We start from the raw sequence: 14765 nt of genomic DNA on the forward strand, positions 1-14765 counted from the left end.
ACAGTATGTTCGACAACCGACCCGACCGAGATGCCGAAATCGTTTTCGTCGGGCGCTCGAACGTCGGGAAATCCACCCTCATGCGCGAACTGACGGGACACAAGTTCGAAACCGGTGGCAAACCCGGCGTCACTCGCAAACCGAACCATTTCGACTGGACGAGCGAGGATTTCATGCTCACCGACCTGCCGGGATTCGGTTTCATGTCCGGCGTCAGCGACAAGCACAGGGAGAAAATCAAAACCGACATCGTCCACTACATCGAGGACAACGCCGAGAAGATTCTGCTCGGCGTCCTCGTCGTGGACGGAAAAAGCGTCGTAGACATCATCGACCGCCACTCCGGAGAAGACGAAATCCCGCACGACGTGGAGATGTTCTACTTCCTCCAAGACGTGGGCATCCCGGTCGTCGTCGCGGTGAACAAGATGGACAAGGTGGATGACAAGGATGACCGTCTGAACGACCTCTGTGACCGTCTCGGACTGCACCCGCCGTGGAAGCAGTGGCAGGACACCATCGCGCCCATCACCGCCAAGCGCGGGAGTATCGATTCGCTGAACGAGTCGGTGAAGGAGCATCTGCACGACCAGAAGCGCGACGACCTGTTGAAGTTCTTCTCGTAAGTGGTAGTTTTGGGAGGTTATTTTTTGATGGCTGTTCTCAGGCACTGGCGGGTTTGGTTGCTTTCTGGTATATAAAGGTTCGTGTGAGGTCGAATACGTGGTTTTGAGACACCTGTTTGCGACAAATCGGCTGACCTCTATTTCCTGTGCTAGCAGTACTGCTAGGTACTCCCGACTCCACTGAAACCGCCACCGCACCGCAACCACAGTTTCCCCATCCCTCCCCGCCATCGCAGGACTGCACTCACGCCTCACTGGCGTTCGGTTCTCGTGCGAATGCGCTGGCGCACCTTTGTGGTTGGCTAATCAAGCAAGATGGCGCGCGCTGGCGAACCTTCGATGATACGGTCGTCCGAGAAGGCAAATAAAAGCGCGCGAGGTCTTCGTGAGCGACAGCGAGCGAACGGCTTGTCAGAGCAAACTCTGACAGTGGACGAGCGGAGCGAGTCGGTTGGGGAGGGGTGTGGGCGGGTGCGGTGCGGCGGCGGTTATTTGTTGTCGGCAATGGCTACCTGCACCTGAACATCAAACCAGTTACTTGGTGGCGGTTTTAGAACGGTCTGATTGGAATTGGTAACTTCCTACGAAGTCTGTCGAATAGGTCAAAACCAGTGTCAAACACTTAAAATAGCAAATTGAAAAATTGCCTCAAACTCGATATCTACTAATTCGTAGAGACGATTTCCACAACAGACCGATGGTCTAACTTCGTACTCGAACCGATTTGGCGCTTGCTCCGACAGTCGATTCCGTGCAGGAACCCGTCGCCGATGTCGCTGTGCAGGTGGTACGCGAAGTCCTCCGCGGTGGAACCGCCGGGGAGGAGGAAACAGTCGCGGAAGACGCCCTTCTCGCTGGCACTGCCGTTTGCCGAACCGGGGAAGACGGCCATCAGATTGAGTTCGTCGAACAGCGCGACCTCTATTGCTTTCTGGACGCCAGTGCCGTCGAACTCCGTGACGAACTCCCGAATCTGGGAGAGGCCTTCTTCCTGCTCTGCGCTCACGTCGCCCGTGATTTCGAAGTCCTCGTCGCCAGCGTCGTAGTCGATGACGCCCTGTTCGGCGGCGTTCTTCAGGGCCTTCTCGGCGTGGGCGCTGGCCGGGACGATGGTCAGGTGTTCGTACTCCGGGTCGGACGTGATGTCGTCGTAGTTTTCCTGCGCTTCGGGCGTGTCCATTTTATTCGCCGCGATGACCATCGGTTTGGTGCGTTTGCGGATTTCGCGGGCGAGGTCTTCGCGGTCGTCGTCCTCCCACTCGTCGGGGTCTAAATCGAGTCCGAGCGAGAGGATGATTTGCTTGATTTCGTCCTTGTTCGTTTTGAACGCGGACATCTGTTCTGCGAGGTCGATTTCGATGTGTTTCTCGTCGCCGTCGTAGCCCGAGCGATAGCGCTCGATTCCTTTTTCCAAAATTTCGAGGTACCACATGTCGAGTTCGTTTTCCAGAAACGCGATGTCGTCACGCGGGTCGTGACCCTCGGTCGGTTCGCCCTCGATGTCGGTGGTTCCCGAGAAGTCCACGACGTGAACCAGCACGTCGGCCTCGTTCAGGTCGGTCAAGAACTGGTTTCCGAGCCCTTTGCCCTCGTGCGCGCCGGGAATCAGGCCCGCCACGTCCACGAGTTTCGTCGGGACGTATCGCGTCCCTTCCTCGCAGAAACCGACGCTTGGGGTACAGGTTTCATCGAACTCGGGCGCGGCGCATTTCACGCGCACGTAGGCCTCTCCCACGGAGGGGTCGATTGTCGTGAACGGGTACGCACCCTCCGGCACGTCGTTCATCGTCGCGGCGTTGAAGAACGTCGATTTGCCCACCGAGGGCTTCCCGACGAGTCCGATTTTGTAACTCATTAGGCCGGACTGGGCAATCCGCGGGTAAAGGAGTTTTCAAACGCTGACACGTTTGTCGAATGGTAACGAGTGGCGTGAAAAGAAAAAGAAAAAAGAGGTACTGAATCAACTGCACGAACCAGTGCGACCGACACCGCAGAACGCACGAGTCGTAAGCCACGCCCGAACTCACGCAGTCACTCATGGCAAAGCCGCTCGTTCCAGCGTTCGTTCGCCCGTTCCCAGCTAAAACAGCAGGCGGGCGAGTTCGGCGCACTCGCCCGCTAAGAGATAGGAATGGTATGCTGGACACAGAGGATGCATTCAGCAACGTAGTATCGACAAACGGTGTGGTTCTCGGTAAATTCGTCATCGGTTGTCCTTCGGCAACCGGATGAGACAAAAGCGATTCATCTACCTCTGCCGCCTACGAGATGAATTCCGTGACAATCCGGCCTTCAGCTCGATGGAGGACACCACTAGCCGCCGATTGATTGACACCCAATATTTCTGCAAGTTCGACTAACGTACAGCCGCGAGGGCTGTCGTAATAGCCCCGTTCAACTGCTTCAGTGATGACCTCCCGCTGGCGCTCGGTCAGAAGCCCGTTCGAGTCGTATGAATGGGTTAACGACAGTATCTCGTACGGAATATGAGCCGCCGCTAACTCGGTAGTCAACTCCGACAACTGCTCCTGTGAAGTAGTTTGTTCACCCGATGCCCACCCATCTCGGATGATGATAGGAAATCGTGGGAGAATGCCCATCGAACGTCTCGCCTCATACGTTGACGGCATCGGAAACACCAACTGGATCATTACTGTCCCGTCGCTGGAATGGAGCACTTCGTACGAGCGCACCTCCGGTGCGTCGTCGAACCGGCGAATGATGGCGTCACCATCCGATGTCGTTACTTCGATCAGTTCGAGCACGCCGTCGTCTACGGGCTGGCTCGTCAGAATCTTGAACTCGGCGTCCGAGAAGTCGGTCGAGACACCAGCCAGCCAGTTGTCGCCGTCTGCCCCGATGTTGACCTTCAGATGTACACGAACCATACTATCAGAATTGGCTGGCGAGTGGCTTAACAGACTTCCCAGCGCGTTAAAAAGGTGAATATATTCACGATTAAATCCGTAGTCTCAGCAATCGTAGTAAATCCATGCCTCTCGTCGGAGACAAGGACAGAACGTTACGAATGAACACTCGTCCGAATCGCGTAAGAGTAGTAGACTATGAGCACAATTGAAACGGTCATCCTCCTCGTGCAAGGGTTGCTCGGACTCATTATGCTGGCTGCGGGCATTGCGAAGCTAATCGGCATTGACCTCGTGGTAGCGGATTTCGACCGATACGGCTATCCAGAGTGGTTCCGATTCGTTACTGGTTGCATCGAGGCATTTGGTGGTCTCGGCTTGCTCGTCGGTCTCGTGTTCGCGCCGATTCTCGCTGTTCTCGGCGGACTGTTAATCGTCGCCACGATGGCCGGGGCCATCCTGACACATCTCTTCCGGGTTGACGATCCGCTCTGGAGATTTGTCGGGCCATCGATCTATCTCACCATCGGACTCCTCGTGACGAGATTCCACCTGCTGTCGTTTTAGCCATCGAAGTACGAGCAGCAGTACTTGCCCCGATTGCGGTAGGGACGGGAGTCGTAGGCACGATTCAAGCGGGATGATCGCCCTCGATAACTACGCGGACGTAGATATGGATGAATTCGTTATGGCTTCGGATGCAAGATACGCGCCCAGTGTTTAGAACGGCCACGTCACTGGTTGTGGATTGTGACAGAGCCAGCCTCGCCTAAAAACGACTACTCGGGCGTAATTCCGTGTCCCGGCCCACCAATCGAAATCTCCGGCCCTCGTTCCGTCGAAATCACATCCTCCGCGAGTAGGAGATTCCCGTCCAAATCGACGTGCGAGAACGACCCGATTCCGGCGACGAGATGCGCGCTCGTATGAATCCCAATCGCACTTTCGAGCATACAGCCAACCATCAACTCGACGTTCGCGGCCTCCGCAATCGACGCGATGTCCGCCGCCGCGAGCAGTCCCGATTTCCCGAGTTTGACGTTGATTACATCCGCGGCATCTTCACGAATCACGCGAATCGCGTCCTCCGGCGTGAACACGGCCTCGTCCGCCGCGACAGGAAACGAAACCGCGTTTCGGGCGCGGGCGAGTCCAGTCACGTCGTCCGCGGGAACCGGTTGCTCTACGAGCGAGCAGTCGATGCCACGCGATTCGAGTTCCTCGGCGAACCGAATCGTCTCCTTGGGTGTCCACCCCTGATTCGCGTCAACCGCCAGTTCCGCGTCCGGCGCGGCGTCGTGAACCGCCTCGACGCGGGCAACGTCGCGCTCGACGGTGGTTCCGGTTTTTATTTTCAGCGAGTCGAATCCCTCCTCGACCGCGCGAGTGGCACGGTCGTTCGCCTCCTCTGGCGGCAGAATCGAAATCGTGAGGTCGGTCGTGACTGGCCGTGGCGACCCGCCGAACAGTTCCGAAAGGGGCGTTTTCCGTTCCCGGCAGTAGGCATCCAGAATCGCGGTTTCGACGGCGAACAGAGCCGACACCATCCCCGGAAACGTAGCGCGGACTTCAGCAATCAGTTCCCGGTAGTCCGCGAGATTTTTTCCTTCCAGCAGTTCGACGGCGGCGCGAGCAGTTGCGAGCGCTGCCTCCTGCGTTTCTCCCGTGACGGGCGTAAGTGGTGAGCCTTCGCCGTATCCGGTCGCGTTCTCGGTTTCGACCGTCACGAGCAGATTGTTCGCGTGGTGCTGTGTCCCAAGCGAGATTTCGAACGGCTCGCGGAGGGGCAAATCGAGCGCCGAGACTGCGGCGTTCTGTATCGTCGTCCGATTGTCCATCTCACAGCACCTCTCGAACCGACGAAAGGAGGTTTTCAGGCCCGTTTTCGTGGTAGACGTTTGCGGCAGGAACGGGATACTCTGCTTTCTCCGGGTCGGTCCACGTCGAAATCCCCGCAACTGTCGCGTCCGACAGTTCAGTGACGAGGTCGATTTCCGTCTCGATGCCCGCGACCGGCCACTGTTCGAAGTGAGTTCGTCGTTCGCGGTCTGGTTCAGCGACCAGCACCACGGCGTCGGGCCACGCGCCGTGCAGGAGCGAAAGCGTGACTCCGGAGTAGGCCCGATGGGTGAGTGCGGCCTGTCCCTCCACGAAAACGATGTCTTGGTCTTCCGCGACGGCGGATACGAGGTCTTCGACGACTCCGGCGGTGAAATCCGCCGGGACGCGGTCGATGACGACTCCGCGGTGTGCGCCGACCATGATTCCCGTTTGGCCGGTGGCGACCCACCCCGCATTCAGCCCGGCACGTTTTGCCGCGCGGTAGAGTTCGAACGTCGTGGTACGCTTGCCGACCGCGCAGTCGGTTCCGACGGTCAAGACTACTTTCGCGTCCGCGTCATCCACGTTTCCATCTCCGACTCGCAGGTCGTCTTCCTCGGGCGGTTTCCGCACGTCGAAGAGTTGGATTCCGTGTTCGTCCGCGAGCGACTGCCACGAGGACTGGTCGGAAAGAAAGACGTGCAGGCCGGAGACGACATCTAGTCCGTCGCGGATGGCTTCCTCGATGTCCGCGACCCATTCGTCCGGCAGTGCACCCCCGGCGGGTGCGACGCCGATGACGAGAGCTTCGGCGTCCGGCGCGCGTTCGATGGCCTCCTCTGTTGAAGCGACGATTGGAACGTTCTCGACGTCGTTTCGCCCGAGAACGTCGCTCGCGTCCTCTCCCGCGTGCGTCGAGTCGATGACCGCTTTCGCGTCGAACAGTTCGCTGTGCATGACGACCCCGTTCGCCGTCTTTCCGTCCATGGTTCCAAAGGCTCCTTCCGCGAGGATAATCGCGGGCGCAGGGGCGTCGAAGGCCTCCCGAAGGTTCATGTGCTACACAGGCGCACAGCCCATGAAAGGTTTGTCCCCTTTTATGGAAGGGTACCCCGCGCTTGCTGTGGGTTTTCGAACAGAAATGAGGTGATACGGAGGGGAGTTTTTAGAAGACGTGTGGAAACGTCGCTGCTGCGTTTGTGAGTATCGTTGGTACCTTCAGACGGCCAGTAGCAAGTCACGCACCACATACCCGTCACGACGAAATTGGTAGTGCGCGACTTACGACAGGTGAGGGTTTTCGATAGCAAGTCACGACTCCAATCATACCGCCACCGCACCGCAATCAGCCACACGCCTCCCCAACCGATTCGCTCACTTGCTGTCGCTCGTTCGCTCATCCCTCGCGCGCTTTTACAAAAATATAAAATCCGATTCGCTAGCCTTCAGTTCGCGGGTTCGATGTTCTGGTTCACGTGGAAGAAGTTGTCCGGGTCGTACTCGGCTTTGACCTCCCGCAGTCGCTCGTAGTTGTCGCCGTAGGTGGCCTGAATCCGGTCTTTGCCTTCTTCCATCATGAAGTTGATATACGACCCACCGACCGTGTGCGGATGCAGGTCGTGCCAGTAGTCGCGCGCCCATTTGATTATTTTCCCGTCGTTTTCGGGGTCGGGGTCAACGCCCACGATGACCATCGACCAGTTGGCGTCGCGGGCGTTCCACGCGGTTTCGTCCGAACCGACGTCGTGAGCCGCCCCGTCGATTGGATAAAGGTGCATCGTGGATTTCGGCGTCGGCATCTCGGCGTGGCGTTTGTGCACCTCGATGGCTTCGTCGAAGAGTTCGCGCACGAAATCGCCTTTCCAGTACCACTGTTCGCCCGGCGGGTAGAGGTCGTCGAACATGCTCTGAAGCGCCGGGTAGGGCATCTCCCCGACGTGTTCGAACAGCGGTTCCGCAACGTCGCGGGCCGTTTGAAACATCTCCTCTGTTTGCTCTTCAGAACCCAGACAGCACCACATCAGGCCACAAACCTTCTCGCCGTGAATCTCCGGTGGGAAGGGGTCACCCGGAACCTCCGCAACCAGATAGAAGGCGTACACGTCTTCTGGCGCTTGTGGGAGCCATTCTCGGTACCAGCGCATCGTGGTTTCGAGTTCCTCGATGGGCCAGAACAGCGGCCCGGCGGTCACTGTGTCCACGGGATGCAGTTCGTACTCGAACGAGACGACCACGCCGAAGTTGCCGCCGCCGCCGCGGAGCGCCCAGAACAAGTCCGGATTTTCGTCTTCGCTTGCATGCACCAGTCGGCCGTCAGCCAGCACGACATCCGCGCTGAGCAGGTTGTCGATTGTCAGGCCGTACTTTCGCGTCAGATAGCCGTGACCGCCGCCGAGCGTCAGGCCGCTGACGCCGGTCGTGGAGATGACCCCGCTAACGGTTGCCAATCCGAAGGCGTGGGTCGCGTAATCCACATCGCCCCACGTGCAACCGGGTTCGACTCGCACGGTTCGTTCGTCGGGGTCAACACGGATACCTGTCATCTCGGACAGGTCGATAACCAATCCGTCGTCCACCAACGACAGGCCAGGCCCACTGTGGCCGCCGCTCCGTATCGCAGTGTCGAAGTCGTTCTCGCGGGCGAAGTTCACGGCCACGATAACGTCACCGACGTTGGCACACTGGACGATGAGTCCGGGATGTTTGTCTATCATCCCGTTGTAAATCGTGCGCGTGTCGTCGTATTCCGCGTCGTCGGGCCGAATCAGCGTCCCCCGAATCCCCTCCCGAAACTGTTCGATGGTTGTTTCGTCTGTTGCTGTCGTCGCCATAGTGTCCTCCGTCTGTCGCGCCCGTCCCGACACCGTTCGTTTCCGGTTCATCACGAAGGGCGCAACTGATTCTACGACAGTATCTGCGTTAGGTGTTACCAAATGACAAAGCCGTCGAATATGCACGGAAAATCGGCACCGACGCAGGTCATCTGCCCACAGGTGGCCTGCGAGAGTCGAAAACTCGTCTAGTCGGACGGTGCGTCGGATTAGGCGACTCAGTTCGCGGTTTGGCGGACTACACGACCCGGTTCGTGATTTCCTCGTCCGCATCGATGTGCTGAACGTTTTCCCGAACCAGTTCCGCGATGTGGTTGTAGTAGTCGATTTCCGCCGCCGCGACGTGCGGCGTGACGACGACCTCGTCCATTTCCCAAAGTGGAGACTCCTCCGGAAGCGGTTCCTCCTCGAACACGTCTAAGGCCGCGCCCGCGATTTCGGCGCTTTCGAGCGCCGAAATCAGCGCGTTCTGGTCGGCGCACTTTCCGCGAGCCACGTTGATGAAGTAGGCGTCCTCGCGCATCGCCTCGAACTCCGCCGCACCCATCAACCCTTCCGTCGCGTCGGTGAGGGGCGTCGCCAAGGCGACGAACCGAGCCTCCGAAATCGCGTCGTGCAGGTCGTCGTTCGCGTACACCTCGCGGACGTGCGGCACCGATTCGGCCGAGCGCCGGACGCCCGTGACGTGCATTCCAATTGCATCCGCCCGTTTTGCGATTCCCTGTCCTAGCGTACCGAGACCGACGACACAGACCGGTTCGTGCTGGAGCGTGAACGGTTCGTCCCAATCGGGGCGATTCCACTCGCGGTCGGCCTGCTGGCGCGAAAAGACGTGGAGTCGGCGGGAAATGGAGAGCATCATCCCGAGCACGGATTCGCCGACGCTGGTGCCGTGAATGCCCGTGCTGTTCGTCAGAATGATACCTGCGTCTTCGAATTCGGAGAGCGGGAATCGGTCGTACCCCGCCTGAATCGAATGCACCCATTCCAGTCCGGAATCGAGCAGTCCGTCCCGGTGGGCGAAGGTGACCACGGCGTCACACTCCGCGAGTTCGTCCGGGTCGTCACCGACGACCACGACGTTCGGGTCGATAGACGAAAGCGCCTCGCGCAACTGCTCGGGTGGGAAGACGGCACCGACCGATTCGTGGATTCCGAGGTGGGAAATCTGCATGGACAGGGGTACCCACGGCACGGGAATGAATCTTCGGACAGTGGCAGAGTGGATGTGGCGAGTCATCAGCAGAGATTACTATCATCACGTTCGAATCGTCGGACGATGCCAGTGCGCGACGAGGTTGGTGACCTGCCGTTCGGGGACGAACCGTACACCGTCAAACGAAAGTTCCTCCGGGAGGAGTTCCGGGTTTCCGATTCGGACGGCAATCGCATTCTCGACACCGGACGAAACGTGTCGGAGGGCATGGCAACGTTTCCGTTTCGTGACGAGGACGACGAAATCGCGTTTCGAGTTCGTTCGAAGCGGTTGTTCGACAGTGCAGGCGATTACGTTCTTCTCGTTGGAGAAGGCGAGGAACCGCTGCTCACCCTCTCAAAAGAACTTAACTTTCGTCGCCATCACTGGACTGTCGCGTTTCCAGACAGCGAAGAAATCGTCGAAGTTACCTCTCGACGCGGACTCATCGGTGCGGTGAACACCGTCTCGCAGATGCTCTCTCCACTTCCGCAGACATTCTCAATCGACGCGCCGAACGGCGAGCACATCGGGGAGGTTGCTGGGCGACTTCATCCGCGAACCGTTTACGACGTTCGCATCGAGCGTACGAGGGCGACTTCGCAAGAGGTTTTGAGCGCGGCTGGCGTAGCTATCGCCGTGTTGGAGAGTGTGTAGGAAAGACAGAGAGCTGTCTCCTCGCGTCGTAAATTAGCGGTGGTTCGGTGTTAAACCCATCATCACAAGGGGCTCAGTGGGGGTAACATTTCGTCATCACCACCAAGCGGTGATAGAGCGCTTGCAGTGAAAAACATCACGCAGTGTGGATCGCTACACGAAAAATACGCAACCCAACACCGTTTATATGTTGTTGCATGAAATCAGATAGTGTCCAAAGAAGAGAAACAGCGGATAAGAGTCTGTATCGACGTTCTCCCCAGCGACGATACAAACGTGTTTCGAATCGGTGTTGCAGACGACATTCTTCGTCTGTTGACCGACGCAAACGATACGGAGTTCACGATTTCCGAACTCGTCAATGCGACAGGGGTGACTCGCTCGACAGTTTGGCGGGCTGTACAACTACTGGACAATCTCGGTGTTGTCCGAATTCGTGAGACGCCACAGCGAAATTACGTTTCCATCGACCCCACACGTCTTCAAAAAGACGACCCAATACTCGCCATCGAGCAACCCGAGTTTCACGACCCTGTTCGAATGTTCATCAAGGAAGTTCAGTCTGCACTCGGTGAGACAGGCGATATCGAGACTGTCGTCGGTATCGTCCTGTTCGGAAGCGTCGCTCGCGGTGAGGCAGACAGACAGAGCGACATTGACCTCTTTGTCGTCGTTGATGGCGACAGAACGAGTGCGAGACGCCACGTGACGGACGTGGTCAGCGACCTGAGCGAACGTCGATTCGGCGGCGACCGGTTCGACTTCGAACCGTACGTCGAATCGACCGAGAGCGCGCGACGAGCAGGCGAGAAGTTGCGAGATATCTTCGAGGAAGGAATTACTGTGTACGGAACCGAACAGCTTCAGTCGATTCGAAAGGGGGTCTTCGCAGATGAGTAGTTCGAGAATCGAAACACTCCTAGACGAGGTACAGGCCTCCTTTGACAGGCGGCCAGACGACATCGAAACCGGACTGACCGTCGAGGATGCCGCTCTCTTGCAGCTTCGGAAGGCATGTCGTTTGCTCGCAGGTGCTGACGCGCTCCGCGACGAAGGCTACTACACACTCGTCATCGAAGCGGCGTTCGCGGCCATCGAGCGAACGGTCGAGTTTCGGTTGTTGGAGCGCGGGACAGCACAGTCCAATTCGCTCCCCGAAACGCATCCCGGTGTCTACCGCGAAGCAGCATCCGCAGGTATCTTCTCCGAATCAGTCGCCGACAACCTCGCCGACCTGTGGCGCGACCACCGAGCGAAGACGTACTATCAGGACGGGGTCGCGGCGGCGAATCGCGCGGAAAAAATGCACGGGCTTGCGTCGGAGATACACCGATTCGTCGTTGGTCGCTCTTCGCAGGGTCATGAGTGTATCTGCGAGTAGATTTTCACAAGTCGCGGCTACTAATAGAAGGTGTCTTCCAGTAGGGGAAACATATCACTTTAGACGACGAACGCTGGCATCGTGTTAGCCTTTCTCTAGAAACGTCACCTCATGTGTTTGCTACACGGAAAGTACGCTTCTGATACTGGAGGTGAACTCCACAATTGTGACTCACTGCACCAGTACCCAAGCCAGTGTCGAACCCGACCTGCTTCCAGCGGCCGGTCGTCCCGAACTTGTTGCAACCGGCCGCCCGGGCATAGACCGCTTCTGATACCGACTACCCAAGGATGTTCTTACGTTCTGATTCGGACAGGCTGACGTCCGGGCCGACGTTCCGGGAGCACTCTTCGCACTCGTAGGATGCCCCGCCCTCATCGAAGGTGTACATCGGGAGTCCGAACAGGAAAAACGCATCCTCCTGATGACGCTCGATTACTGTAGCGGCATCTGCCCCGCAGGATGGACAGTGGTTCTGATCCGGGGCCGGTTCTTGATAGGTGACTTTCGCCCGCCCGAATGACGGATACGCCTCGCTCTTCGTCGTCTGAATGATGTCCTCGTGTGGAATCGTCCGTTCCGTGACCGTGTTTTCCACCCCCGTGTCCGTCGCTACGTTTAGATCGACGTAAGGTGCCACTTCGATAGTGTTATGCGAGCCGGCAAGGTGGAGGTTCACGGTTCCGCGATTCCCTTCGATATCCACGGAGTTCTTCCAACCGGTGACGTACAAGTCTATCTCCCGAGTGAGTTCCTCTATCTCTACGGAACAGCGGCCACCAGCGACACCGACACCTGTAGACGGATCAGAGCTGTGCAGAGACCGCTCCCAACCAGTTACAGTCTCGTCGTACTCCTCACGAGCTGTCGGTGTTCCGGCATCGCTGTCGTCGAAGACGCGTTCTGACCCGACGACCTGTAACTCTCCGCTAACGGCGTTGTGCTCGATGAACACGTCCCCCGCGTCCCGTATCACGACATCGCCGGTGGCACCGTCCGGCATCACGTAGCCGTCTTCGAGCGCGCCAGAGATTTCCGTCTCGATGCCGTCGAGGTCAACTTCTCCGCCGGTTTCCGTATTCGTGAACACGTACTCTGCATTCACGACCTTCAGGTTGCCGTCGATGCTCCCGGAGAGGACGTGAACGTTATCCGCACCATCGATTTCGATTGGCGTCTGTTCGTCACCAGTCAACGTTACGTCGCCTGAATATGATTCGGTACTGCTCATAGTTGCTGTATCGCTCCTTCGACTGTCGAAATACGAAGCATGTCAGCTGTTTTGTAGCGCTGATACTTCAACGCTCAGGAAAACAGTCACGCGAGGGCAGCGACCCCCAGCGTCAGATTTCGCTACGTTTGATCAGGGCGTAGAGGAACAACCCAGCGAGGATCACGTTCAAGTACACGAGTCCAGCCGCAGTGAACCTCGCGCCGATTCCAGTGGGGCCGATGCCGCCGTATCCGATAGTGAGGAACGTGATGTAGCTGAAGTAGATGTTGATCATCAACGTATGCAACCCGTCTGATGTGGCCAACGCTCCAATCGACGAGAGTTGGTCTCCACTGGTGGCGAACGGATCTCCACCAAACGCGAAGACGAACCCTGCGATGAGCGGGAACAGGATGAAGACAGTCGTAATTCGATACAGTCGCAGTCCATACCCACACGACACACCGAGGAACCAGTTTTCTACCCCCCTGAGGAAGTTCTTGAAACGCGTTTTGACTCCCTCCGAAGCGTCAGTAGCGATATCGATGAACTTCTTCCGAGCGAACTGCTGGCGCTTCACTCGGAATTCTCCGGCGGCCTTGATGTTACTCTCCGTAGATGCACTGTTTTTCGCTTTCAGGTACGTCTTCTCGGTCATCTCGGGAGTCAGATCGGCGGCGAACTCGTAGTCGTGGTTCCCCGCATCAAATGTATGGAGGTTCCAGTCGTTCCGGTCTAAATATCCGGTGTGTGCTGCGAAGTCGAACCCTTCGAACGTCGTATCGCAGATGCGGAAGTAATCCAGCAACTCCCGTTCGTCGTCCGGGTTCTCTGCTCGGAGCGTTACCGTCCCGAGTGTAGCTTTCGTAAAGTCAAAACGAATCCATCCGGACTCCGGTTGAATGATCTCTCCGTCGTCAACCTCGGCGTCTGTGAAATTGAAGTACGTGTTCTGCCCGAATGATGATGCCCTCAGCTTGATCGAGTCATTGAATTCGGCGTTGATGAAATCGACGCTCCCCTCAAACTTCGCGTCCATGAAGTTAGCCGACGTAAACACTCCGTCGTGGAAGTCCGCATCATCGAGGAATATCGCCTCGGTGAAGATGGCGTCATCGTGTAGGTAGTTGGTTCCACCGAGGAACTCCCCTCCTCGGAAGATCGCTTTCTGTTTGAACGTTGTGCCCTTGAAGCTCGCATCACCATTGAACAGAACCTCATCGAAGTCCGCAACGCTATCGAAGGTGGCACCATCGAACACCGCGTCGTCATCGAATTGAGTCCGTTCGAAATTGACGTCGTCCTGGAATGCTGTATTACTGAAGTTGGAGTAGTGAAATGTCCCCTGATAGAACGTGACCTCTCCAGCGAATGTGGCATCCTCGAACGTGACGTCGTCGGCGAGAACCGCCGCCCCTCCGTGGAACTCCACACCACGAAATGTCGCGTGTGCATCGAACTGTGCATTCCTGAACGAGGTGTCGTCGTGGAAAGTTACCTCGTCAAAGTCAGCCACTCCGCTGAATGTACAGTCCGTAAGGAGGAACGCACCGTTCACGGTCGCTTTCTCGAATACTGCCGCTCCGTGGAACAGAACGTCCTCGAACGATGTGTATTCGAACGTAGCGTACTCAAACGTCACATCGCCGTGGAATGTCGCCTCGTCGAACGTGGTGTTGTCACCTATCGAGTTCACGCGGCCATAGAACTGTACAGCGAGGAAGCTTGCGTCAGCCTCGAAGACGGCCTCCTCGAAACTCACGTCCTTTCGGAAATCGGCCTCGTCAAAACAGACCTCTCCTTCGAAACGACTGGCAGTGAAATCGCTGTCACCCTCCAACACGAGTGCATCGGAGAAGTCCACCTGCTCGGTAATCGTAGCGTGACTACAGAGGATTCCGTTCTCGAACGTACAGTCGTCGGCAACGATTCCCCCGACCTCACTGTGGCGGAGATCAAACGGTTCCTCAAACCGGGCGTCAGAAGCGGTGATGCCGCCTTCGATTGTGGTGTGTCGGAAGTCAATTGGATGCTGGTCGGCACCCTCAACGTCGATATACTCTAGCGTGATCTCCGGGAGAGTTGCCCCGATGAACACACGCTCCTCGGGCGTGCCAGTCTTCAGAATTGTAGTGATCTCTTTAGAGAGTTCGCTTTCGGAGATCCCTGTCTCA

At 57.5% G+C, this 14765-nt stretch carries 14 protein-coding genes; 6 read left to right on the forward strand and 8 right to left on the reverse strand.

The window, feature by feature from the left end:
• Nucleotides 1-5: 5 nt before the first annotated feature.
• A complete protein-coding gene (engB, locus tag HL45_RS14675) occupies nt 6-626 on the forward strand; it encodes a GTP-binding protein EngB (RefSeq protein ID WP_049971797.1) in 621 nt (206 codons plus the stop codon).
• 664 nt (nt 627-1290) lie between these two features.
• Here the strand turns inward: engB and HL45_RS14680 are convergent.
• The gene (locus HL45_RS14680; protein ID WP_049971798.1) at nt 1291-2481 is read right to left on the reverse strand and encodes a redox-regulated ATPase YchF; all 1191 of its coding nucleotides are present in this window, start codon (nt 2479-2481) and stop codon (nt 1291-1293) included.
• Between the two features lie 406 nt (nt 2482-2887).
• Nucleotides 2888-3514 (reverse strand): helix-turn-helix domain-containing protein, encoded by a 627-nt coding sequence (locus HL45_RS14685; protein WP_049971799.1) that lies wholly within the window; start codon nt 3512-3514, stop codon nt 2888-2890.
• Between the two features lie 177 nt (nt 3515-3691).
• On the opposite strand from HL45_RS14685, the gene HL45_RS14690 reads away from it, so the two are divergent.
• Complete coding sequence (locus tag HL45_RS14690; protein ID WP_084156949.1) at nt 3692-4060, forward strand: DoxX family protein; 369 nt, start codon at nt 3692-3694, stop codon at nt 4058-4060.
• A 212-nt stretch (nt 4061-4272) separates the two neighbouring features.
• Here HL45_RS14690 and HL45_RS14695 read toward each other — a convergent pair whose 3' ends face one another.
• From HL45_RS14695 to ddh, 4 genes are all read right to left on the reverse strand, one after another.
• Nucleotides 4273-5331, reverse strand: coding sequence for a dipeptide epimerase (locus HL45_RS14695; RefSeq protein WP_049971800.1), 1059 nt, complete (start codon nt 5329-5331; stop codon nt 4273-4275).
• 1 nt (nt 5332) lies between these two features.
• Nucleotides 5333-6370 (reverse strand): DUF1611 domain-containing protein, encoded by a 1038-nt coding sequence (locus HL45_RS14700; RefSeq protein ID WP_049971801.1) that lies wholly within the window; start codon nt 6368-6370, stop codon nt 5333-5335.
• A gap of 389 nt (nt 6371-6759) precedes the next feature.
• Nucleotides 6760-8145, reverse strand: coding sequence for an FAD-binding oxidoreductase (locus HL45_RS14705; protein WP_049972068.1), 1386 nt, complete (start codon nt 8143-8145; stop codon nt 6760-6762).
• Between the two features lie 238 nt (nt 8146-8383).
• Nucleotides 8384-9319 (reverse strand): D-2-hydroxyacid dehydrogenase, encoded by a 936-nt coding sequence (gene ddh / locus HL45_RS14710; RefSeq protein WP_049971802.1) that lies wholly within the window; start codon nt 9317-9319, stop codon nt 8384-8386.
• A 105-nt stretch (nt 9320-9424) separates the two neighbouring features.
• Between ddh and HL45_RS14715 the strand changes: the two genes are divergently transcribed.
• The 3 genes from HL45_RS14715 (at nt 9425) to HL45_RS14725 (ending at nt 11378) form a co-directional block, all read left to right on the forward strand.
• Nucleotides 9425-9997: a hypothetical protein gene (locus HL45_RS14715; RefSeq protein WP_049971803.1), complete on the forward strand. Its 573-nt coding sequence runs from the start codon at nt 9425-9427 to the stop codon at nt 9995-9997.
• Nucleotides 9998-10207: 210 nt separating this feature from the next.
• Nucleotides 10208-10897, forward strand: a complete 690-nt coding sequence (locus HL45_RS14720; protein ID WP_049971804.1) for a nucleotidyltransferase domain-containing protein — start codon at nt 10208-10210, stop codon at nt 10895-10897.
• Nucleotides 10890-11378 (forward strand): hypothetical protein, encoded by a 489-nt coding sequence (locus HL45_RS14725; RefSeq protein WP_049971805.1) that lies wholly within the window; start codon nt 10890-10892, stop codon nt 11376-11378. The genes HL45_RS14720 and HL45_RS14725 overlap by 8 nt, the downstream gene beginning before the upstream one ends.
• 280 nt (nt 11379-11658) lie before the next feature.
• On the opposite strand, the gene HL45_RS14730 is transcribed toward HL45_RS14725, so the two are convergent.
• Together HL45_RS14730 and HL45_RS14735 are read right to left on the reverse strand one after the other, a co-directional pair.
• Entirely contained in the window at nt 11659-12609 is a 951-nt protein-coding gene (locus HL45_RS14730; RefSeq protein ID WP_049971806.1) for a hypothetical protein, read from the reverse strand.
• Between the two features lie 112 nt (nt 12610-12721).
• Complete coding sequence (locus HL45_RS14735; RefSeq protein WP_368085935.1) at nt 12722-14353, reverse strand: pentapeptide repeat-containing protein; 1632 nt, start codon at nt 14351-14353, stop codon at nt 12722-12724.
• Between HL45_RS14735 and HL45_RS21425 the strand changes: the two genes are divergently transcribed.
• Nucleotides 14240-14656 carry a hypothetical protein gene (locus HL45_RS21425; protein ID WP_211250860.1) on the forward strand — a complete coding sequence of 139 codons (417 nt, stop codon included), beginning with the start codon at nt 14240-14242 and terminating at the stop codon, nt 14654-14656. The genes HL45_RS14735 and HL45_RS21425 overlap by 114 nt on opposite strands.
• Nucleotides 14657-14765 lie beyond the last annotated feature (109 nt).

This window comes from Haladaptatus cibarius D43 (genome assembly GCF_000710615.1).
In the GTDB taxonomy this organism is placed as follows: Archaea; Halobacteriota; Halobacteria; order Halobacteriales; family Haladaptataceae; genus Haladaptatus; species Haladaptatus cibarius.

Bases quoted from the DNA above. Each gene is read 5' to 3' on its own strand.
- engB (WP_049971797.1), top strand. From the start codon at position 6: ATGTTCGACAACCGACCCGACCGAGATGCCGAAATCGTTTTCGTCGGG.
- HL45_RS14680 (WP_049971798.1), bottom strand. From the start codon at position 2,481: ATGAGTTACAAAATCGGACTCGTCGGGAAGCCCTCGGTGGGCAAATCG.
- HL45_RS14685 (WP_049971799.1), bottom strand. From the start codon at position 3,514: ATGGTTCGTGTACATCTGAAGGTCAACATCGGGGCAGACGGCGACAAC.
- HL45_RS14690 (WP_084156949.1), top strand. From the start codon at position 3,692: ATGAGCACAATTGAAACGGTCATCCTCCTCGTGCAAGGGTTGCTCGGA.
- HL45_RS14695 (WP_049971800.1), bottom strand. From the start codon at position 5,331: ATGGACAATCGGACGACGATACAGAACGCCGCAGTCTCGGCGCTCGAT.
- HL45_RS14700 (WP_049971801.1), bottom strand. From the start codon at position 6,370: ATGAACCTTCGGGAGGCCTTCGACGCCCCTGCGCCCGCGATTATCCTC.
- HL45_RS14705 (WP_049972068.1), bottom strand. From the start codon at position 8,145: ATGGCGACGACAGCAACAGACGAAACAACCATCGAACAGTTTCGGGAG.
- ddh (WP_049971802.1), bottom strand. From the start codon at position 9,319: ATGCAGATTTCCCACCTCGGAATCCACGAATCGGTCGGTGCCGTCTTC.
- HL45_RS14715 (WP_049971803.1), top strand. From the start codon at position 9,425: ATGCCAGTGCGCGACGAGGTTGGTGACCTGCCGTTCGGGGACGAACCG.
- HL45_RS14725 (WP_049971805.1), top strand. From the start codon at position 10,890: ATGAGTAGTTCGAGAATCGAAACACTCCTAGACGAGGTACAGGCCTCC.
- HL45_RS14730 (WP_049971806.1), bottom strand. From the start codon at position 12,609: ATGAGCAGTACCGAATCATATTCAGGCGACGTAACGTTGACTGGTGAC.